Genomic DNA, 19,658 nt, shown 5'->3' with positions numbered 1-19,658 from the left:
CGTTCAAGCGGTTATCGCCTTGGCGCGTCGACGAGTGAACGTGATCTGGGCATTGTTGCGCGACGACCGGCTGTTCATCGTTGATGCACCCGCTCTTCGAACTGCTTGATTTCCTCATTGAAACTCGTTCGAGCTGCGCAAATGCGGCCATGATCGTCAGCATTGCCTTGCCCATCGGCCCATCGGTATGCAGGCCCTCTGTGACGCTACGAAATCCGATCCCGTGCTCGGTGAGTTCCTCTATGAGCTGCAGGACGTGGACGGTGTTGCGGCCGAGTCGGTCGAGCTTCCACACGGTGAGCACGTCACCTTCGCGTAGATGGTCGATGCACGCATCCAACTCGGGGCGTGCGGTCTTGGAACCGGACACGCCGTGATCGGTAAAGATCCGGGCTGCACCCGCTGCTTTGAGCGCGTCTAGCTGAAGCTGCGCATTCTGCTCGGTGGTGCTCACTCGTGCGTATCCGATGACTGCCATTGTCTCGTTTCCGTCTCATTATCGCGTCAACTTCGAGGTTATGAGACGGGATTACAAGACGGCGGCGCGCGACGGCGACCAGGCGAAATCAAAACACCCGACTTGGGTGGTCGCAGTCGCATCAATCGATCGTTTACGAGACGAATCATCCAGGAAGTCCCATAACGACCCTGGTCGGATACTGTGCTGCCGTGGACAGTATTGAGATGCAAAGTGGCGCGTGGACCGTCATCTGTACGCTCACCTAATGGTGAACCGGGAGCAGCCTCCACCCGACAGGGCGCGTCTGTTGACGATCCTAGAATCGATAGACGAGAGATTGGCCGACGTACGGGCGCACGATGCTGCACTTGCCGGTCGGGGGAAACAAATCTCCGACCGTTTCAACAATGTTCTCCGCGATGTATGGCAGTCACTAGCGAGGGGTGTCATTGGTTTGTTGGTCGGAGCCGCGATCATCGCAATCGTCCGTATCGCGTCACCGACACTATCGACTCCCTGGCCCATCGCGCTGATCGTGCTTGGCTCTGTGAGCGCCATCCTTGGAATCGGGACCGTACTCGTCTCCTGGCAGGCAAGAGGTCGACTAATCCGCGAGCGACGCGCCCAGTTGATCCCCATCGATGACGAGCGACAATCAATTGATAAGCAGGAACACGACCTTCGCAGGAAACGCGAGCAACTAGCGGACCGACTTGAGCGGCTTCGGGATTTGTATCACGATGACGAACTGAGGGGTGACGATGAGCCGCCTTTCTGACCGCATGGTCCTGGTGCAGCGTGACTACCTCGAAGATCTGGTACACGAGAGCGTCCGGGCACCCCAGCGCAGTACAGCAATTGCCCCGATCCAAACTGCGGCTCCCGCGATTTTGTCCACAACCTCGCCGCCACACCCGGCACCAGTCGACCCTGCGTCATTCCCTGAGGTACAGGCAGCCCAGGTCACAGGGCGCTGGTCACTGGGTGTCGCGCTCATCGGCGTGGTGACGGCGATTGTCGTGGGAATCTTCGGGCTACTCGACCAGGACTCCAATCCGCCCGCGGCACCAGTCGTCAACTGCACCGTGGAGCAGCAGAACGTCATCAACCTCATCGAGAAGAACCCCGGCTGGCAGTTCACCTACGCGGGGCCGGCAGACGAGCAGTGCCATCTCAACGATCTTGTCAAGAGCGCTCCGAATCCGCCTAGCTAGCAATCTCGACGGCATCTCGGAACGTCTCGTAGATGTGCACCTTGTTCTTCCGTCCATCCAACCGACTGCCCGCGTTGTAAGATATCGGGCTTGGGTGCGGGCACCGCAGGATCTCCATCTTGGAGAGAAGATCACGGTCGATTCTCCGCTCGATCCGATCCCATGCCTTCTGTGCTGCGTCGCCTGATAGCACTAACACACGCGGAGGCTCGACAAGAAGACGGATGAACTCAACGAGGTACGGCGCTGCCCTCGGAGCTTCCTTGGTTACCGTCCGTCCAGGGAAGTTCGGGTTCTTCGTAGACCACCAGGGCACGACGTTCCAGTTGAGTGTCATCTCATACGGGACATGAGCAGCCTCGGTGACCTCGTAGTAGTTGCGCGCGGTCTTGTCGTTATTGTGCTTACTGATGAAGCCAGAGTCGCCATCCGCCGCGTTGGATGGATCTTGGAACAGCATGAGAATGCGAACACCCTCGCGCGCCGCGTCCGGGTCGAGGTATGGAATCGACTCGGCCGTTGCGTCTCGCACGTCGTCGACCCAACGATTGAGCTTCCCGACCTCACCGTGATAGCGCCTGGACAGACGAGCTTCGACGTTGGCCGGTGAGTATTGCTTGCTCAGCAGTTGGTCCCGTTTGTAGGCAATGTGGTTCCAGATAGTCACAGGTGGAGAGTATGCCGCGTCAATCAGAAGTGTCTAACATACTTGGCAGCGGGAGCGGAATCACGTTTGGATAGTTACTAAAGGTGGATTGTGCAAGCGCCCAGCACGGTGGACACGGGCATGTGGCGTAATGATAGGTCCTCTGACCATCGATCTCAGGGAGCGGCAAGTCCCACATCCGAAAGGCCTCAGCCCGCCTCCACCCCCACACTGCACCCTTGCCGAGTTTGACAATGTAACGGCACGCGCACGGTTCGAGTTCACACCTCTCACACTCGCTCATGCCGTCGCTTCCTGCTCGAGAAGCCATGCCTTGCCTGAACCCCTCCCGCCCGCATTCTGAGGGAACGTAACAGGCGTGACAGGGGTAACAGTGCTGGCAGCAGGTCCAGTTTCTGTGACGAGCGATGTTACGCGCGCAGTCGCACTCCGGCTATCCGCAACGGGTGCCGTCACACCTTTACGTTCATTGAGCTGCAGTGTTACAGGCGTGACGGTTGTTACGGGTTGTGAGGAGAGGAACTCGGGTTCCGGATCGGAATATTCTTGATCGCGTTCATCATCTGAGCTGAGGTTCCGCTCCCACGCCTCCCCAAGTCCGCCCTCTCCGGCAACAACATATCCCTTTGCCGTAGCGCCACTGGATAACCGAATCGTCCTGGAATGAACATCAAACGGCCGGAGTAGCTTTGCCAGAGTCACCTGGTTCAGAAACGAGCCTCGCATGTCAGTCCAGCCGGCCTCCGGGATCGATATGAGCGCGGTTACAAGGTCTCCTGACGTCATCTTCTTAGAACTACCGAATATGGTCCGAATGTCAGCCAGAAGGTCGAGCCCGATGGGCCGGGCATAGCCACTCTTCGCGAATACAAAGTGGTTGCAGGCTTCTCGTGCACGTTCCGGCCATTCGCCGCTTGCCAAATCAGCGATCGCTAACAATGGCTCCCATACTTCGGCTGGCCGGTCCTCTACGCCCTTGGGCATCTTCGGCCGTGCGGCCTGAAGCGTATCCCTGTTCGATTCAAGCCAGGCCTCGAATGCTTCCCTAATCGGCTTCGCCTCCTGCGTGACTTCACGCCGGTAAAACGCTGACACCTTCTCGGACGGCTTACGCTTCTTCATCCTGAAGTGGATTGCTCGGGAGCGGACCGCATCAGGAACATTCGAATGCAGTCCAGCTAACGCCATCGGAGCGTAGGCATCGAACTCGATCACATCGAATTCCGCACCTTGCCCGACACACTTCGGCACAGTGGCGCCCTTCTTATATCCAGCATTGACCACGGCGGTCACATCTTCACTTCCGCCAGCTGCCCCCTTGTTGTAAACGGTGTCGATTTCGTCCATCAAGATGGTGCGTCCGCCCTTGTGGATCGTTCGAATCAGTGCAGCTGAGGTCGCGCCGAAGGACATCAACGGGTTCTTGGCAGTCTCGTCGAGCAGTTCGAGCGTGCGAGTCTTTCCGGATCCTGGCACTGCGGAGTCGAGGAACAACCTCGGCGAGGTGTCGAACTCCTCGTAGACATAGGTGTGCGCTGCCCAAAGTGGCAGCACCGTGTAGTGATGCTGTGTCGGATAGACCGCGTATTTGCGGTAGAAGGCCTCCACGACATCGAGGACTTCCGGGCCGGTCGGCGCCTTCCTCACGCAGCACCTACCCCACCGCGAGTGGATGCTGCCTCTTGGTCCGCAATCCAGGACTCGACACTTGTGCGGCGGTACACCACACGGCGACCCATTCGAAACGATGCAGGTCCAATCCCGCAATGCCGGTAGTACCGAAGCGTTGACTCCGGAATTCCAGTCTCAGCGCCGACCTGCTTAGTCGTCAGGTATGCCCGCTCATTTTCCATGTAACACCCAATCGTTGTTGTTATGTGACAACAAAACGGTATCAACCGAAATGGTGTTGTGTCAACACACCGATAGGTTGTATCCTGGCGGAATGGCAGACGAGATGGATGCATGCATAGGCGCGAACGTCAAGAAATACCGACTTGCCCGAGGTATGTCTCAGGGCGATGTAGCCGACGCGATGAGTGACCCGGACGAGCCGTTCCACCAGCAGACCGTACTGAAAATCGAGAAAGGTGCACGATCGCTGAAACTTGCGGAAGCGAGCAGGCTCGCTGACGTCCTCAAGGTGCCAATGGCGTTCCTGCTAATACGGGACACGCGAACGACAGTTAACGCTGCGCTCATGCAGCACAGTCGTAACATATCCCAGGTCAATCAGCAATTGCAGGATCTAGCCACGACTCTGGCGGCAGAACTAACTGACCTTGGCTACGCGGTGGCCATGCATCGAGACGAAGCAGATCCAATGCAGGTAGACGACGCTATGCACTGGCTTGCGAAAAATTGGGGAGGGGCCCTGAACGAATACCTCCTGGAGGGATTCAGGCATACAGACCTTGCCGAATTGCCAAGTGAATTCTCCGATGTGACGCAAATTCCATTACAGCTAGCCGCCAAAGAGTGGGCACAATCAGATGAGAACGGTGCCGAAAAATGACCGTTCGTCGCAACCGCCGCGCTGGTGTCGAAGATCTGTGGTGGAAGACAGTCACGGTTGACGGCACCAAAACGAAGGTCGAGTCCAAGCTGCACGGAACTAAAAAGCGTTGGTGTGCAAGATATGTCAATGACGACAGCCAGGAGCGCACGCATCGGTTCGACCGCAAGATTGACGCCCAGCAGTGGCTCGATGCCATCGTGTCGAGCCATGTCACCGGAAGCTATGTGGACCCGGTCCGTGGCAAGGTTACGTTTTCCAGTTTTTACAACGAATGGTCGTCTCGTCAGGTGTGGGTACCGGGCACTGTGAAGGCCATGAACCTTGCCACCAGTAGCGTTACATTCTCGACAGTAGCCATGGCCCAACGACGACCCTCGCACCTCGAAACATGGGTCAAGGCAATGCAAGACAAGCCGCTCGCGCCTGGCACGATCAAAACCAGATTCAACAATGTCCGATCAGTGCTGCGCGCTGCGAAACGTGACAAGGTTTGGCCAACGATCCGTCAGAAGGCATCACGCTCCCTCGACGTCGTCGAGCTGACGCAGCAATGGTTATCCCAACCTCGCAACAAGTCGGTGCGCTCATCACTGAAGCTGGGATCGAGTTCGATGCTTTTGTCGGCCTATGCGCATTCGCCGGCCTCCGCCTCGGGGAGGCGGCAGCGCTACAGGTAGGGGACGTCGACTTTCTACGCCGGGGAGATCAACGTTCAGCGACAGGTACAGCGGGCAAACGGTCATGCCATCGAGATTCGGGCACCGAAGTATGGGAGTGAACGAACCATTCCCGTTCCCGACGGACTGCTCGAACTGCTGTCGCTTCACATTGGTCATTGGCGACATGATGGCGCCGATCAGACTCGCTGGCTATTTCCAGGACAGGGTGAGCACCCGCTACATCAGAACTCGGTCGGGTATCGGTGGCGTGCAATCCGCAGGGGCATCGGTGCTGAGCACCTTCATCTGCATCACCTGCGGCATTTCTACGCATCCGGGTTGATCGCTGCCGGGTGCGACGTCGTGACCGTGCAACGAGCACTCGGACATAGTTCGCCCAGCGTAACGCTCAACACGTACGCGCACCTGTGGCCTGATGCGGACAATCGCACCAGAGCTGCTGCGGACGCGATGTTGCGTGAGGCGCTGGGAGAGCAGCCGCGTCCGATCAGCGACGAAGGTCCTGCCAGCTGAGCTGCGCGTCGGGAGGGGTTGATCTACTCCCGAGCATCTGCCTCGCCTGGAGTTTGAGGGACTGTAGAACCAACGCAATCCGAACGCCGAGATGAGCGAACAGCGCGAGTGCCACGGCAACGCCAATCCGTAGTCCAACTTCAGAATCAACTAGAAGCAGCACAAGTAGCAGGCCTGACAACGTCAAAGCGACCTGAGCCGAATACAGGATGCTGGAAAAGAGAACTCCTGCCTGGTAGGCGGGGTCAATTCCAACTATTGGGCGAGGTGAAGCTGCGGCATCCTTCACCCGGTTGAACGTCAGCGACAAAAGACCAAGCAGGGCACCTGTCGTAATGGCCGCGCCGGGCAACAAAGCTGCAGGAGCAATGTCCGTCACGTGGGTGAACCATCCGCCCACGCCAATGACAATTGGAAGGAGGAAGAGCATGGCAGTAGGACGAGTGCGTAACCCGCCAGTGTTGCCGTCCCTCAGATCAACTACAGCGCCCGCCAAGTACTTACGAAACAGGTCCTGGATCATTTGCCTGTACCTCCAGTGGTAGCACCGCCGACGGATGTTCCCATTGGCCGTCGTCCCATCCTGGCTCTAGTCGTACCTGACCCGACCTTAACAAAGCTGCTGTATGGGTTGTGGTTTCAGTGTAGAACCGAAGCGGCGTGATATCGCTTCCCTCGGAGTCGTCAATCCAGTAACGGATTTGTGGAGGACGGGCACCCGTGTATTTAACGGTCACCGGGTCCTCGCCAGGAAGGCGGACCGTCGCGGTGATTTCCACGACCCCTTCCACGAGTTCAGCTTCCTCGACGTCGAATCCTTCGACTGACTCGATTTTCAGATCATCCGGGGCGGTCGCAGCCACAAGCCCGTTGGTCAGTTTCTTTCGGGCCCTTTTCAGCACTCGGCCTCGCTGCGGGAAGTCTTTCATGTCGTAAGTTTGAACGAACCTACCGACAACGTTGTCGTCAGCGCCGAGGCCGATCTGAGCAAGTTCGTTGGTCTCGATGCCTTCTCGAGTGACCGTGAGAGCCGAGACCTCGGCGAGATCACCAGCAGCCTCTGCGGCGGCCCATAGATTCTCGCGAGAGACAGCCGTGATGCGCAGTGCATAGCCAGGGTACTTGCGCTTGAAGGCCAATACGAACTCTTTGCGCATGCGCCAAGAAAGTGACTTCCCGCCGATCTGCTGAACGATAAAGACTCCGAGTATGGAGTTGCTCGGCGCCGAGAACTGGGTCATGAATTCGAGGCGTTCGACCGCCGTCGATCGTCTCCAGAACTCGGTGCCTTCATGATCATCCTTGAGGTGGCTGTCGACGCCGGATTGACCGCTAATCCACGTCGCGCGAACGGTCCGCCCGCGGCGCTCGACACTGCTGATTCCACCGAAATGGTGATCTTCACGTTCGATCAGTTTGTCGGCAGGCAAGCCAACGAGGAATGCGCTATAGAGGGACAAGAGATCGGCGCCTTTGCCATCAAAATTGTCCAAGAATCGGTCACGCTTCGAGGGGTCCTTCTCTCTCAGCTTCTCGATTCGCACCTTAAACGGAACAAGCGCGTGCTTCCGACCTCTGATCAAATGCCGTCCCTCTCAGATCGCTGCAAGCAGCGTGCCCAAACAAGTTACTGCGTACCCACTGCGTGCGCAGGCCAGAAAAAACGCTACTGACCAGGACCTCTAGACGTTGAAGCGGAACTCCACCACATCGCCGTCGGCCATGACGTATTCCTTGCCCTCCATGCGGACCTTGCCTGCAGCCTTGGCCGCGGCCATGGAACCGGCCTCGACGAGGTCGTCGAAGGACACGATTTCAGCCTTGATGAAGCCTCGCTCGAAGTCGGTGTGAATGACGCCGGCAGCCTGGGGTGCGGTGTCACCCTTGTGGATCGTCCAGGCGCGAGCTTCCTTCGGACCAGCCGTCAGGTAGGTCTGCAATCCAAGGGTATGGAAGCCGGTGCGCGCGAGAGCGTGCAGGCCCGGCTCGGTCTGACCGATCGAGTCGAGCATTTCCTGGCGGTCTTCCTCGTCGAGCTCGAGGAGTTCCTGCTCGACCTTTGCATCGAGGAACACGGCGTCGGCCGGAGCGACGGAAGCGCGCAGTTCCGCGATCTTCGCCTCGTCGGTGAGCACCGACTCGTCAGCGTTGAAGACGTAGAGGAAGGGCTTGGTGGTGAGCAGGCTCAGTTCGCGCAGCAGCGAGAAGTCGAGCTTGTCCTTGACGCTGAAGAGCGTCGTGCCCTCGTTGAGGAAGGCCTGGGCCTTGAGTGCCTCGTCGTGGGCAGGCTTGAGCTCCTTGTTCTTGCGAGCTTCCTTGTCCAGACGCGGGAGAGCCTTCTCCAAGGTCTGCATGTCGGCGATCACGAGCTCGGTCTCGATGACCTCGATGTCGGAGGCCGGGTCGACCTTGCCGTCGACGTGGATGACGTCGTCGTCGGCGAAGACGCGCACTACCTGGCAGATGGCGTCCGCTTCACGGATGTTGGCCAGGAACTTGTTGCCAAGGCCTGCGCCCTCGGACGCGCCCTTCACGATTCCCGCGATGTCGACGAACGACACGGTCGCGGGGAGGATGCGCTCGGAGCCGAAGATCTCGGCGAGCTTCTGCAGCCGCGGATCGGGCAGCTCGACCAGGCCGACGTTGGGTTCGATGGTCGCGAACGGGTAGTTCGCTGCCAACACGTCGTTGTTGGTCAGTGCATTGAAAAGGGTGGACTTGCCGACGTTGGGCAGTCCGACGATTCCGAGGGTAAGGCTCACGGTCTGTGGATTCTACGGCCTCGCGGCGACGTGACGGGTACTCGCCCCGCCGTCACGTCGCGGCAGGTGATCAGTTGTAGGTATACGAATCGACGGACGACACGATCGCAACCAGGAAGATGACGTAGAACGCGATGAACAGCACCCAGCAGATGACGGCTATGAGGAGCGAGATCTGCCCGAGCTTCTTCACTCGCTCGGATGCATACTGCGCGCCCTGGTGATCGCCCATCGCCCACTTCGGGTAGATGTCGTGGAGATGGTTGAACGCCGCGAACGCGATAGGCCAGAAGAACAGGATCGACGCGACGGCCCATCCCGCGTTGGACTTCGGCGGACCGTACTGGGGCGCCGCGTACGTGGGAGCGGCGCTGTACTGCTGGGGCGCGCTGTACTGCTGACCGGTCGGATACTGCTGCCCGGCTGAATACTGCGGGTCGGTCGGATACTGCTGGCCCGTCGCATACTCCTGGCCTGCTGAATATTGCTGCCCGGCTGAATACTGCTGGCCCGCCGGATACTGCTGCTCCTTCGGATCCTGCTGCTCCTTCGGATCCTGCGGGTCGGTCGGATACTGCGGTTCGGTCATCATTCCCCCAAAGAGTCGGATTCGGTTCTCTATCGCAGAACCTAGTGGAGACTTACCGCTGCCGTGTCACAGTGGGCGCCTACGCTCTCGAGGTGACTCGGATGCTGATCGTGCTCTTGATATGGATAGTGGGTCTCGGCACCGCCGCGCTCGCAATTGTCGCCTCGCCCGGATGGTGGGTGATCGCTGTCGTCACTCTCGCGCTGGCGGCGATGGGCACCTATGACCTCACTCAGAGGTCCCACAGCATCCTCCGTAACTATCCGGTCCTGGGGCACGCGCGATTCCTCCTTGAGAAGATTCGACCGGAGATCCAGCAGTACTTCGTCGAATCATCCACCGATGGAATGCCATTCGATCGCGAAACGCGAGATCTGGTTTACGAGCGTGCAAAGGGAACACTGGCGGAAGAGCCCTTCGGGACCGAGCGCGACGTCAATGCGATCGGCTACGAGTTCATGACGCATTCGATTCGCGCACGCACGGCCTCCGACACCGTTCCGCGAGTTCGCCTCGGCGGACGCGATTGCACGAAGCCGTACGACATCGCTCTCTTGAACGTCTCCGCGATGAGCTTCGGGTCGTTGTCCGCCAACGCAATCGAGGCCCTCAACGCCGGCGCAGCCAAAGGCGGCTTCGCCCACGACACCGGCGAAGGCGCGATCAGTCCGTATCACCGCAAACACGGCGGCGATCTGATCTGGGAAATCGCCTCGGGATACTTCGGATGCCGAACCGAGGACGGCCGATTCGATCCTGACCGTTTTGCCGAGCGTGCCGGCCTCGATCAGGTGAAGGCCATTTCGATCAAGCTCTCGCAAGGTGCGAAACCCGGGTTGGGTGGCGTGCTTCCCGGAGTCAAGGTCTCCCCCGAAATCGCTGAAACCCGCGGGGTACCCGTCGGCCAGACCGTGATTTCGCCACCCGCGCACACCGCGTTCAGCACCCCGGTCGAACTGGTCGATTTCATCGCGACCCTGCGAAAACTGTCGGGCGGCAAGCCGGTCGGGATGAAACTGTGTGTCGGCTCGCGTCGTGAATTCCTCGGAATCTGCAAGGCGATGATCGAACGCGGCATCACGCCGGACTTCATCATCGTCGACGGTTCCGAAGGCGGCACCGGCGCTGGTCCGGTGGAATTCGAGGACCACATGGGCATGCCGTTGACCGAAGGCCTGATGCTGGTGCACAACGCCTTGGTGGGAACTGGTCTGCGCCCTCTCGTGAAAATCGGCGCTTCCGGAAAGGTGGCGAGCGGTTCCGACATCGTCAAACGCATCATCCAGGGCGCAGACTTCACGATGGCTGCCCGCGCAATGATGTTCGCAGTGGGCTGCATTCAGGCCCAGATGTGCCACACCAACCGCTGCCCGGTCGGCGTTGCCACTCAGGATCCGGCACGCACCCGCGCACTCGACATCCCCGACAAGAGCGAGCGCGTCTACCGATTCCAGAAGGCAACCGTCGCCAGCGCGCAACAGATGATCGCGTCGATGGGCATCGATTCGTTCGACCAATTACAACCGGGAATGCTCAACCGCCGCGTCGACGGTCTCACCACCCGCACCTATGCCGACCTGTTCGACTGGCTGATGCCGGGTGAACTGCTCGACTCCCCGCCGCAGAGCTGGCTCACCGATTGGATCGACGCCGACGCTCACCGATTCTGACGTCGGTCGACTCCCGCGTTTCAGATCGCGCGGATTCACCCTTCTGGTCCTACAGTGACAGATGGCCCGCTGTGACGGCGGCCACACTGCACTAGTGGACGGAGTTCGACGATGAGCTTGACGACTGCGCCGGAACCAAATGTCGAGTACCTGAAAACCGATCCTGACCTGCCACCTGTCGGCGTCATCGACAAGACGCCCATTTCCACGACTGCGCGCGTCGTCTTCCTTGTTCTCGGACTGGTCGGCGCGGGCGCCTGGTACATGATTGCGATCGTCCGCGGTGAACACATCAGCGCCGTGTGGTTCGTGTTGGCCGCAATCTGTACCTACCTGATCGCCTACCGCTTCTATGCGCGGTTGATCGAACGCAAGATCGTCAAGCCCCGCGACGACGTCGCAACTCCCGCCGAGATCATGGAGAACGGCGCCGACTACATGCCGACCGACCGTCGGGTGCTGTTCGGTCACCACTTTGCGGCAATCGCCGGCGCGGGCCCACTGGTCGGGCCCGTCCTGGCCGCGCAGATGGGATATCTTCCGGGAACGATCTGGATCATCGTCGGCGTGGTGTTCGCCGGGGCCGTGCAGGACTTCATGGTCCTGTGGATCTCGTCGAAGCGCCGCGGGCGCAGCCTCGGACAGATGGCCCGCGAAGAACTCGGCCTCGTCGGCGGCGTCGCCGCATTGATCGGCGTGTTCGTCATCATGATCATCCTCATCGCGGTGCTCGGACTTGTTGTCGTCAACGCCCTCGCCGAGTCCCCGTGGGGAGTGTTCTCGATCGCGATGACCATCCCCATCGCACTGTTCATGGGCGTGTACCTGCGGTATCTGCGGCCGGGCAAGGTCTCCGAGGTTTCCTTGATCGGCGTCGTCCTGCTTCTCCTTGCCATCGTCTCCGGCGGCTGGGTTGCCGATACCGGTTGGGGCGCAGACTGGTTCACCCTCTCGAAGGTGACCATCGCGTGGCTGATGATCGCGTACGGATTCGCCGCATCGGTGCTGCCGGTCTGGCTGCTCCTGGCGCCGCGTGACTACCTGTCGACGTTCATGAAGGTCGGCACCATCGCACTGCTGGCCATCGGAATTCTGGTTGCACGGCCCGCCCTGAACATGCCGGCAGTGACGCCGTTCGCCTCCAACGGCGAAGGCCCGGCCTTTGCCGGTTCACTGTTCCCGTTCCTGTTCATCACCATTGCCTGTGGCGCACTCTCGGGATTCCACGCGCTGATCGCGTCCGGTACGACGCCGAAGCTGCTCGAGAAGGAAAGCCAGACCAAGATGATCGGGTACGGCGGCATGCTGACCGAATCGTTTGTCGCGATCATGGCTCTGGTCACCGCCTGCATCCTCGATCAGCACCTGTACTTCGCACTCAACGCTCCCGCGGCGCTCACCGGTGGAACACCGGAAACCGCAGCCGAATACGTCAACAATCTGCCCCTCGGCACTGCCCCCATCACACCGGACGTGCTGACTCAGGCAGCCGAGGCCGTCGGCGAAGAATCGATCATCTCGAGAACCGGCGGCGCCCCGACTCTCGCGTTCGGCATGTCCGAAGTGCTCAGCGACGTCTTCGGCGGTGACTCGCTGAAATCGTTCTGGTACCACTTCGCGATCATGTTCGAGGCTCTGTTCATCCTCACCACGATCGACGCCGGCACTCGCGTCGCTCGATTCATGCTCTCGGACTCGCTCGGCAACTTCGGCGGTCCGGCAAAGAAGTTCAAGGACCCGTCGTGGCGCATCGGTGCGTGGCTGTGCTCGCTGATCGTGGTCGCTGCGTGGGGCGCGATCCTGCTCATGGGTGTCACCGATCCCCTCGGCGGAATCAACACGCTCTTCCCGCTCTTCGGCATCGCCAACCAGCTACTGGCCGCGATCGCCCTGACGGTGGTCATGACGATCGTCATGAAGAAGGGCCTGTTCAAATGGGCCTGGATCCCCGGCGTGCCGTTGGTGTGGGACCTGGTCGTGACCATGACCGCGTCGTACCAGAAGATCTTCTCCGACAACCCCGCGATCGGTTACTGGGCTCAGCACAACGTGTTCAAGGATGCGAAGGCTGCAGGCGAGACGGCGCACGGTTCTGCGAAGACTCCGGAGGCCATCGATGCCGTCATTCGCAACACCTTCATCCAGGGCACGCTGTCGATCATCTTCGCGTCACTGGTGATCGTCGTGGTCATCGCCGGGATCATCGTATGTGCCAAGGCAATCCGAGCCGGCGGGCTGCCGACCACCGAGTCTCCGGAAGAACCGTCGAAGATCTTCGGACCCGCCAGCTTCATTCCGACGCCTGCGGAGAAGGAAATCCAGAAGGAATGGGACGAGCTCATCAAAGCCGGGAAGGTCCGTGCGCCCGGCGCCGCGCACGGAGGTGGGCACTGACCATGACCATGACGGCAAAACTCACCACAGCGTTCCGCGGAACGCTGTGGTGGGTTCGCTCGGTGATGGGTGATCTCGACTATCAGCGTTACGTCGAGCACACCCGACGCCACCACGCCGACTCACCGGTGATCAGCGAACGAGAGTTCTGGCGCCGCCGGCACGCAGCAGCAGACGCCAACCCAGGCGCCCGCTGCTGCTGAATCCCGCGCTTGGTGAATCTCCGTCAGGGGCAGGTGGCCTTCGCGAGTTCGTAAATGTGGCCGGCCTGCTCGTCGGTAGGCTTGTTGCCGTTGTTCTCGGCCAGGTCGGTGATCTTGGTCTTGACCTCCGCCTCGTCCGTGCCGTTGGCGACCTCGGTACACGTGGTCGTCAAGATCTCCTCGATGTCTGCGTCGTCGCGATTCTCCGCCAACGGCGCGTAAGCCCCACGGAACGTGGCGACGAACAGCGCCGTCTTGCCCTGATCGATGGCGTTGCCCGCGGACTGTTTCGCCGTCTCGAGCGCCTGTTGCCCGCTCGTGACTGCTTCGCTGATCTTGTTCTGCGCGTTGTCCTGATCCTCGGTGCTACACGCGGTGAGCCCGAGAACGACGATTGCTGCTGCCCCGACTGCTGCTGCGATTCTCATGACGGAAATGTTAGTCCGATCGGCATGCTTCGAAACACAGTATTGCAGCGCAACACACGAGTTATCGCACGCAGTCGTTACGATCAGCTCAGCTAGATCACCGGATTCGCACATCGGCGAGGAGATCCCTGCGCCGACGGAAAGGACGATCAGTGAGCGAGCAAGACAAGGGGACGTCCGCAGGGGTGCGCAAGCGCGACCGCGGCGAGATCATCGGGCAAGGGGGTATGTGGCTCGCAAAGTGGTCGTTGGTGTTGGCGTCGATTTCGCTGGGCGCCTGGATTTTCGGCTGGCTGATCGAAAAGCTCTGGGTCATCATCCTGCCGGTGGCTCTGGCTATCGTTGTCGCGACAGTCATGTGGCCGCCGACCCGCGGAATGATCAAGCGCGGTATGCCACCCGCCGCGGCAGCCGGCATCACCTTGGTGCTCTCGATCGGAATCTTGGCCGGCGTGATCGCAGGCATCGTTCCGTCAGTGGTCAGCCAGGCCCCCGAGCTCGCGAACAAGACCACCGAGGGCATCAACCAGGTTCAGGACTGGCTCCAGGGTCCGCCCCTGAACCTGAAGGACGACCAGATCGACAACGCCGTCCACGCCGTCATCACCAAGGTGCAGGAAAGTGGAACCGCCATCGCTTCAGGCGTTTTCAGCGGCGTGAGTACCGCGAGCTCCTTGTTGGTCACGCTCGGTTTGGTTCTGATTCTCGCCTTCTTCTTCATCAAGGACGGACCGCGGTTCATCCCCTGGCTGCACGCTGTCGGCGGCGGTCGCGCCGGTCGGCATCTCGAAGAGGTCCTCACCCGCATGTGGGACACGCTCGGTGGATTCATCAGGACACAAGCGCTGGTGAGCCTCATCGACGCGGTCTTCATCGGCGCCGGATTGCTGATCCTCGGCGTCCCACTGGCACCGGTGCTGGCAATTCTGACGTTCATCGGTGGCTTCATCCCGATCGTCGGCGCGTTTGTCGCCGGCGCCCTGGCCGTGTTGGTTGCGCTGGTGGCCAACGGTCTCACCACCGCCATCATCGTGCTGATCATCATCCTGGCGGTACAGCAGATCGAAGGAAACGTCCTTCAGCCAGTGCTGCAGAGCAAGTCGATGAAACTCCACGCCGTCATCGTGCTGCTTGCCGTGGCCGCCGGTAGCTCGCTGTACGGCATCGTCGGCGCCTTCCTCGCAGTGCCCGTCGCCGCGGTGGCAGCAGTTGTCATCCGGTACATCGGAGAGCAGATCGACGAGCGCGCAAGCGACAACGAGCCGATGCCCGCCGGCGACGCGTCGGACATCCTCGAAGTTCAAGACGACGACGACGACGCCGACGCCGAATCAGAGGTAGAGAACAAAAAGGCCTGATCAGCCTGCAATCACGTTCACCGAGGAGCCTGCACGTCCGCGAATGACGTGCAGGCGACTCGGGATTCGCTGCCTCATCTCGTCCACGTGACTGACGATGCCCACCACTCGTCCTCCGTCGCGAAGCTCGTCCAACACAGCCATCACCGAGTCGAGGGTGTCGGCGTCGAGAGTGCCGAATCCTTCGTCGATGAACATCGTGTCGAGAACGATTCCGCCGGACTCCGCCGCAACCACATCGGCGAGGCCGAGCGCCAAAGACAATGACGCCAGGAACGATTCACCACCGGAGAGCGTCTTCGCCGAGCGAACGACTCCCGTGAAGTCGTCGCGGATGTCGAGTCCCAGACCGCCGCGGCGACCCCGAGAACCTGCCTCGTCACTGTGCACGAACTCGTACCGTCCCCCGGACATCCGCTGCAGCCGAACCGATGCCGACACGGCGATCTCTTCCAACCGCGAAGCGAGCACATACGCTCGCAGCGACATCTTGCGACTGTTCTGACCTTTGCCTGCGATCACGTCGGCGAGGGCCGCGAGTTCGTCGTGCAGTTCCCGCTCGGGCGCAACCGCCTCGTATGCCTTCTCGAGTTGTCCGCTGAACCGTTCGAGATCCGACACACGGTTCTCGGCCAGGGATGCGGCTGCAACAGCCGAGTTCACCACCTCGGCGCATTGAACGGCGAGGCTGCGAGGACCCTCGACGTCGACTGTCTCGATTTCGCCCACCGCAACGACCTCGGGGTCGTCGAGGATGGTGCGACCGGCCACCTCGAGGTCACGCGCTTTGGCGAGTTCGGTTTCGATCGCCGCGATTCGGGCAGGCGATCTCACCCCTTCGATCGCAGCCTCGACCGAATCGAATCCGGCAGCGGCCGCCGCAGCGGCCAGTTTGGTCGACAGTTCCGCCGATCGCGCCTGCGCACGAACGGCCTCGTCACGCATCTCAGACGCCGCCGTGGCCGCGGAGGCAAGCCTGTCGAACCGCGAGCGCCGAGCAGCGATGGTCGAATCTTCTCCCACCGCAGCGACGATCGCCGCTCGAATCTGCTCGACCGTGGCCGACAGTGTCGTCATTCGCTCGGTCAGTGCCGCCAATTCGGCAGTCAGAGAAGCCGATTCCTGTTGCAGCTCGCCGTCACGCTCGTTGAGTTGCGCGAGCTTGTCGGCCAACACTCCAACCTGACCGGCAGAGTGTGTCGCCTCGTCGACGGCGCTCTGAGCCGCGGCGCGGAGCCTGTCGAGTTCTTCGACGTCTCCATCCCCGCCGCGGGCGATCACGCGGTCGATGTCACGGTCGACGGCTACCTGGCGGTCGACTACCTTGCTCAGGGCTTTCTCCGCTGCACGCTCGGCTGCGGACGCGGCTTCCAGATCGGGCTCGGTGACCGTGACGACGTCCGACTGCGCCAGGGCAGGGTGTTCACGCGAACCACACACCTGGCAAGGGTCACCGGGCGCGATTGAACTCGCCAACTCCGCCGCCACGCCTTCGATACGCTTCTGCACGAGATCGAGCCAGCGCCCGCGAGCACTCTGATGGACGTCGCGCGCATCCAACACCTGCACACGAATCTTCTCGGCTTGCGCACGCAGAGAGACGATTTCATGGGCCGCCGTCGCAGCATCCGACGCTCTTACGAGTGCCGCCTCGAGGCCGGGCAGAGTGGCATGCGCGCGTTGCGCGTCGTCCAATCTTCGGCCGGCCGCGCGTACCAGTTCTGGCAGTTCGGTGCGTTCAACCGCGATGGCATCAATGCGCTCGGACAAGGCGTCTCGCCGAACTCCGAGTTTTTCGACCTCGGCTTCCGCCGCATCGGCTCTGCGAGCGTCCTCCGCCATCGCGTCGAGACGAACGATCTCGTCACGCCAGGTCCGGATCCGAGTTACGACGCGTTGACGCTCATCGTCGGTGGGTGGCCACACTCCCGGCTCGAAAATCTCCGGCCCGCCCGTTGCCGAGTAGGTCGACATCGCGGTGTTCATCGATTCGAGCGATGCGACAAGACCCACGCGGGCAGTCTCTACATCGTCGGCGACAGCAGCTACCTGCACAGCCCGCCTGGCGGTCTCGAGTTCGGCGGCGATCGCAGACCGGTGCGCGGCGCCGGAGTTGAAGGCTGCGAGTTCAGCAGTTGCACGATTACGGCGAGCGAGCAGCTCTGCGGTTCGCTGCGCCGCTGCGAGCATCCGATTAGCCTCGGCTGCTGCATCTTTGGCGGTCACCATCTCGGCGAGACTTGCATCGCGGGTGTCCTGAGCCTCGGCGAGGAGTTTGCGCGACCATTCCAGTGGGTGTGCCTCGGCGCCCACCTCCAGCCCAGCGGCTGTCTCGACCTTGGCGAGCAGCAGACGCACGGATTGCTCTCTGGCGGCGAGCGCGGTAGCACTTGCCTTTCGTTTGGCGTCGAACCATGCCTCCACGGAGACAAAACGCTTGGTGTCGAACAGACGCTCGAGCAGCTTGCCTCGCTCGTCGCTTTCGGCGCGCAGAAATTTGGCGAACTCACCCTGCGGCAAGAGCACCACCTGGAAGAACTGATCAGCACTCATGCCCATGAGACGGTTGATCTCGTCACCGATGTCAGGGATGCGCGAAAGATTCTCGCCGCGGCCGTCCAACCACGTCAGCGTGGCCTTGGCATTCTCGGTAATCGAACCGGTCCCGCGCTTCTTCGGGCGCGAATACTCCGGACTGCGAACGAGTTTGATTCGGCGACCACTGATGGTCGCCTCCAGTTCCACGCGCGGCACCGAACCGGCCGGCGCGTGATCCGACAGCAATCGCTTGCCCTCGTTGCGCGCGCCCGGCACCCGCCCGTACAGGGCGAACGCAACCGCGTCGAGAATCGTGGTCTTTCCTGCCCCGGTGTCGCCGTGAAGAAGGAACAACCCGTCTGCACCCAAACGGTCGAAGTCGACTTCGACCGTGTCGGCAAAGGGCCCGAAACAGCTGATTTCGAGTTTGTGCAGTCTCACGCGGTTTCACCCAGTTCTACCGTGGACTCCTCGGCGCGCGCGGCAGCGCTGAGCGCTTCGGTCATCAACGAGACCTCACGCTCGGACGGGTCACTACGCACTGCCGAGACAAAGCCGCGGGCGATCTCCATGTCGGTTCGACCCCGTACCGCGTCGCGGTACTTGAGATCCGATTGTCCTTCCGGCCTTTGCCATTCGAGATGAACGGCAAACGGGAAACGGGCTTGAAGTTGCCTCATGGCATCGACCGGACGGACCGGGTCGGTGAGCAATGCGGAGACATAGCACTGCTCGGAATCGGCATATTTCGACTCGGTGAGTAGTTCGTCGAGTGTCCCCACTACCTGGCTCAGCCCCCGAATGACCGGGAGATCCAGGCGCTGCACCGACGACAGGCCGGCTGCGTCGAGTTCGATCAGCAGCGCCGCCTTACGGTGGCTGCGCTCACCGAACGAATACGGCAACGGTGAGCCTGAGTATCGAACACTCTCCGAGAGCATCTGCGGAGAATGCAGGTGTCCGAGGGCGACATAATCGACGCCGTCGAACTCGCCCACCGCGACGGTCTCCACTCCGCCGACCGAGATGGAGCGTTCCGATTCAGAGGCCTCACCGCCCACCACGAAGGCATGGGCGAGCAATACCGATCGAGTCGACGGGTCGGCAGCCGTTCGCTCGGCGAGATCTCGCCGAACACGCGACATGGCCGCTCCGAGGATGTCGGAATGAGTACGAGCCCGGGGCACGTCCAACTCGACGCGCGTGATCTCCGGCTCGAGATACGGAATCCCGTAAAACGCGACCGGCCCGAACTGATCGCTCAGCATCACCGGAGTACCGATCTGGCCGACGCGGGTGATCAGGTGCAATCCGCCGGCAGCGGCGAAGGATGCCCCGGCCCCGAGCCGCACCGCTGAATCGTGGTTGCCCGACGTGGCGACGATGACCGCTCCGGCAGCCCGGATCGCCTCGAAGCCTCGATTACACACCGTGACCGCGTCGGAACTGGGAATGGAGCGGTCGTAGATGTCGCCGGGCACGACCACGACGTCGACACCGTGTTCGCGGACGGAATCCGCGATGGACCCGAGCACACTCGCCTGATCGGCCAACAGATCGACGCCGTGAAAGGTGCGACCTATGTGCCAATCGGAGGTGTGCAGAATCTTCATGAATCCGACGGTAGAGCAGCCCACCGACACCACCGATCTCCCACGCTGACG

The 19,658-nt window shown here is 61.1% G+C and carries 18 protein-coding genes and 1 pseudogene; 8 read left to right on the top strand and 11 right to left on the bottom strand.

The window, feature by feature from the left end:
* Positions 1–166 precede the first annotated feature (166 nt).
* Positions 167–478 (bottom strand): annotated as a pseudogene (locus tag G8767_RS25535) (recombinase family protein); the annotation flags it as partial.
* A gap of 743 nt (positions 479–1,221) precedes the next feature.
* Between G8767_RS25535 and G8767_RS25530 the strand changes: the two are divergent.
* A complete protein-coding gene (locus G8767_RS25530) occupies positions 1,222–1,674 on the top strand; it encodes a hypothetical protein (RefSeq protein ID WP_166812549.1) in 453 nt (150 codons plus the stop codon).
* On the opposite strand, the gene G8767_RS35935 is transcribed toward G8767_RS25530, so the two are convergent.
* From G8767_RS35935 to G8767_RS25515, 3 genes are all read right to left on the bottom strand, one after another.
* Positions 1,667–2,341, bottom strand: a complete 675-nt coding sequence (locus G8767_RS35935) for a uracil-DNA glycosylase family protein (RefSeq protein WP_166812547.1) — start codon at positions 2,339–2,341, stop codon at positions 1,667–1,669. The two genes, G8767_RS25530 and G8767_RS35935, sit on opposite strands and share 8 nt — an antisense overlap.
* A 279-nt stretch (positions 2,342–2,620) precedes the next feature.
* Positions 2,621–3,988, bottom strand: coding sequence for a DUF3631 domain-containing protein (locus G8767_RS36595; RefSeq protein WP_166812545.1), 1,368 nt, complete (start codon positions 3,986–3,988; stop codon positions 2,621–2,623).
* Positions 3,985–4,194 carry a helix-turn-helix domain-containing protein gene (locus tag G8767_RS25515; RefSeq protein WP_166812543.1) on the bottom strand — a complete coding sequence of 70 codons (210 nt, stop codon included), beginning with the start codon at positions 4,192–4,194 and terminating at the stop codon, positions 3,985–3,987. Before G8767_RS25515 ends, G8767_RS36595 begins: the two co-directional genes overlap by 4 nt.
* A 92-nt stretch (positions 4,195–4,286) precedes the next feature.
* Between G8767_RS25515 and G8767_RS25510 the strand changes: the two genes are divergently transcribed.
* The 3 genes from G8767_RS25510 to G8767_RS35565 are packed head-to-tail and all read left to right on the top strand — an operon-like array spanning position 4,287 to position 6,052.
* The gene (locus tag G8767_RS25510; protein ID WP_166812541.1) at positions 4,287–4,856 is read left to right on the top strand and encodes a helix-turn-helix transcriptional regulator; all 570 of its coding nucleotides are present in this window, start codon (positions 4,287–4,289) and stop codon (positions 4,854–4,856) included.
* Positions 4,853–5,536 carry a hypothetical protein gene (locus G8767_RS35570; RefSeq protein WP_206029767.1) on the top strand — a complete coding sequence of 228 codons (684 nt, stop codon included), beginning with the start codon at positions 4,853–4,855 and terminating at the stop codon, positions 5,534–5,536. The genes G8767_RS25510 and G8767_RS35570 overlap by 4 nt, the downstream gene beginning before the upstream one ends.
* A 27-nt stretch (positions 5,537–5,563) precedes the next feature.
* Positions 5,564–6,052 carry a tyrosine-type recombinase/integrase gene (locus G8767_RS35565; RefSeq protein WP_346843037.1) on the top strand — a complete coding sequence of 163 codons (489 nt, stop codon included), beginning with the start codon at positions 5,564–5,566 and terminating at the stop codon, positions 6,050–6,052.
* Here G8767_RS35565 and G8767_RS25500 read toward each other — a convergent pair.
* From G8767_RS25500 to G8767_RS25485, 4 genes are all read right to left on the bottom strand, one after another.
* A complete protein-coding gene (locus G8767_RS25500) occupies positions 6,027–6,575 on the bottom strand; it encodes a hypothetical protein (protein ID WP_166812539.1) in 549 nt (182 codons plus the stop codon). The two genes, G8767_RS35565 and G8767_RS25500, sit on opposite strands and share 26 nt — an antisense overlap.
* The gene (locus G8767_RS25495) at positions 6,553–7,596 is read right to left on the bottom strand and encodes a hypothetical protein (RefSeq protein WP_206029766.1); all 1,044 of its coding nucleotides are present in this window, start codon (positions 7,594–7,596) and stop codon (positions 6,553–6,555) included. The genes G8767_RS25500 and G8767_RS25495 overlap by 23 nt, the downstream gene beginning before the upstream one ends.
* Before the next feature lie 138 nt (positions 7,597–7,734).
* Positions 7,735–8,814 carry a redox-regulated ATPase YchF gene (gene ychF, locus G8767_RS25490; RefSeq protein ID WP_054188760.1) on the bottom strand — a complete coding sequence of 360 codons (1,080 nt, stop codon included), beginning with the start codon at positions 8,812–8,814 and terminating at the stop codon, positions 7,735–7,737.
* A 70-nt stretch (positions 8,815–8,884) separates the two neighbouring features.
* Entirely contained in the window at positions 8,885–9,406 is a 522-nt protein-coding gene (locus G8767_RS25485) for a CD225/dispanin family protein (protein ID WP_166812535.1), read from the bottom strand.
* 89 nt (positions 9,407–9,495) lie between these two features.
* On the opposite strand from G8767_RS25485, the gene G8767_RS25480 reads away from it, so the two are divergent.
* The 3 genes from G8767_RS25480 to G8767_RS25470 all read left to right on the top strand — a co-directional run bounded on the left by G8767_RS25480 (position 9,496) and on the right by G8767_RS25470 (position 13,670).
* Positions 9,496–11,073 (top strand): FMN-binding glutamate synthase family protein, encoded by a 1,578-nt coding sequence (locus tag G8767_RS25480; protein ID WP_166812533.1) that lies wholly within the window; start codon positions 9,496–9,498, stop codon positions 11,071–11,073.
* A gap of 111 nt (positions 11,074–11,184) precedes the next feature.
* Positions 11,185–13,467, top strand: a complete 2,283-nt coding sequence (locus G8767_RS25475; RefSeq protein WP_007726338.1) for a carbon starvation CstA family protein — start codon at positions 11,185–11,187, stop codon at positions 13,465–13,467.
* 2 nt (positions 13,468–13,469) lie between these two features.
* Positions 13,470–13,670: a YbdD/YjiX family protein gene (locus tag G8767_RS25470; protein WP_019744572.1), complete on the top strand. Its 201-nt coding sequence runs from the start codon at positions 13,470–13,472 to the stop codon at positions 13,668–13,670.
* Positions 13,671–13,693: 23 nt separating this feature from the next.
* On the opposite strand, the gene G8767_RS25465 is transcribed toward G8767_RS25470, so the two are convergent.
* The gene (locus tag G8767_RS25465) at positions 13,694–14,098 is read right to left on the bottom strand and encodes a hypothetical protein (protein WP_003945253.1); all 405 of its coding nucleotides are present in this window, start codon (positions 14,096–14,098) and stop codon (positions 13,694–13,696) included.
* Positions 14,099–14,250: 152 nt separating this feature from the next.
* Between G8767_RS25465 and G8767_RS25460 the strand changes: the two genes are divergently transcribed.
* Positions 14,251–15,456 (top strand): AI-2E family transporter, encoded by a 1,206-nt coding sequence (locus G8767_RS25460; RefSeq protein ID WP_095972201.1) that lies wholly within the window; start codon positions 14,251–14,253, stop codon positions 15,454–15,456.
* Here G8767_RS25460 and G8767_RS25455 read toward each other — a convergent pair whose 3' ends face one another.
* Positions 15,457–18,435, bottom strand: a complete 2,979-nt coding sequence (locus G8767_RS25455; RefSeq protein WP_166812531.1) for an SMC family ATPase — start codon at positions 18,433–18,435, stop codon at positions 15,457–15,459.
* Positions 18,432–19,607, bottom strand: coding sequence for an exonuclease SbcCD subunit D (locus G8767_RS25450; protein WP_095972199.1), 1,176 nt, complete (start codon positions 19,605–19,607; stop codon positions 18,432–18,434). Before G8767_RS25450 ends, G8767_RS25455 begins: the two co-directional genes overlap by 4 nt.
* Between the last annotated feature and the right edge of the window lie 51 nt (positions 19,608–19,658).

The sequence above is a fragment of the Rhodococcus sp. IC4_135 genome, assembly GCF_011602025.1.
Classification (GTDB): domain Bacteria; phylum Actinomycetota; class Actinomycetes; order Mycobacteriales; family Mycobacteriaceae; genus Rhodococcus_F; species Rhodococcus_F baikonurensis.
The sequence above is the reverse complement of the archived record's forward strand: the minus strand, read 5'-3'. Positions and strand labels throughout refer to the sequence as shown.

Excerpts from the sequence above, each read along its gene's own strand:
- G8767_RS25530 (WP_166812549.1), top strand. The coding sequence starts at position 1,222 with ATGAGCCGCCTTTCTGACCGCATGGTCCTGGTGCAGCGTGACTACCTC.
- G8767_RS25515 (WP_166812543.1), bottom strand. The coding sequence starts at position 4,194 with ATGGAAAATGAGCGGGCATACCTGACGACTAAGCAGGTCGGCGCTGAG.
- G8767_RS25510 (WP_166812541.1), top strand. The coding sequence starts at position 4,287 with ATGGCAGACGAGATGGATGCATGCATAGGCGCGAACGTCAAGAAATAC.
- G8767_RS35570 (WP_206029767.1), top strand. The coding sequence starts at position 4,853 with ATGACCGTTCGTCGCAACCGCCGCGCTGGTGTCGAAGATCTGTGGTGG.
- G8767_RS25500 (WP_166812539.1), bottom strand. The coding sequence starts at position 6,575 with ATGATCCAGGACCTGTTTCGTAAGTACTTGGCGGGCGCTGTAGTTGAT.
- G8767_RS25485 (WP_166812535.1), bottom strand. The coding sequence starts at position 9,406 with ATGATGACCGAACCGCAGTATCCGACCGACCCGCAGGATCCGAAGGAG.
- G8767_RS25475 (WP_007726338.1), top strand. The coding sequence starts at position 11,185 with ATGAGCTTGACGACTGCGCCGGAACCAAATGTCGAGTACCTGAAAACC.
- G8767_RS25470 (WP_019744572.1), top strand. The coding sequence starts at position 13,470 with ATGACCATGACGGCAAAACTCACCACAGCGTTCCGCGGAACGCTGTGG.
- G8767_RS25465 (WP_003945253.1), bottom strand. The coding sequence starts at position 14,098 with ATGAGAATCGCAGCAGCAGTCGGGGCAGCAGCAATCGTCGTTCTCGGG.
- G8767_RS25450 (WP_095972199.1), bottom strand. The coding sequence starts at position 19,607 with ATGAAGATTCTGCACACCTCCGATTGGCACATAGGTCGCACCTTTCAC.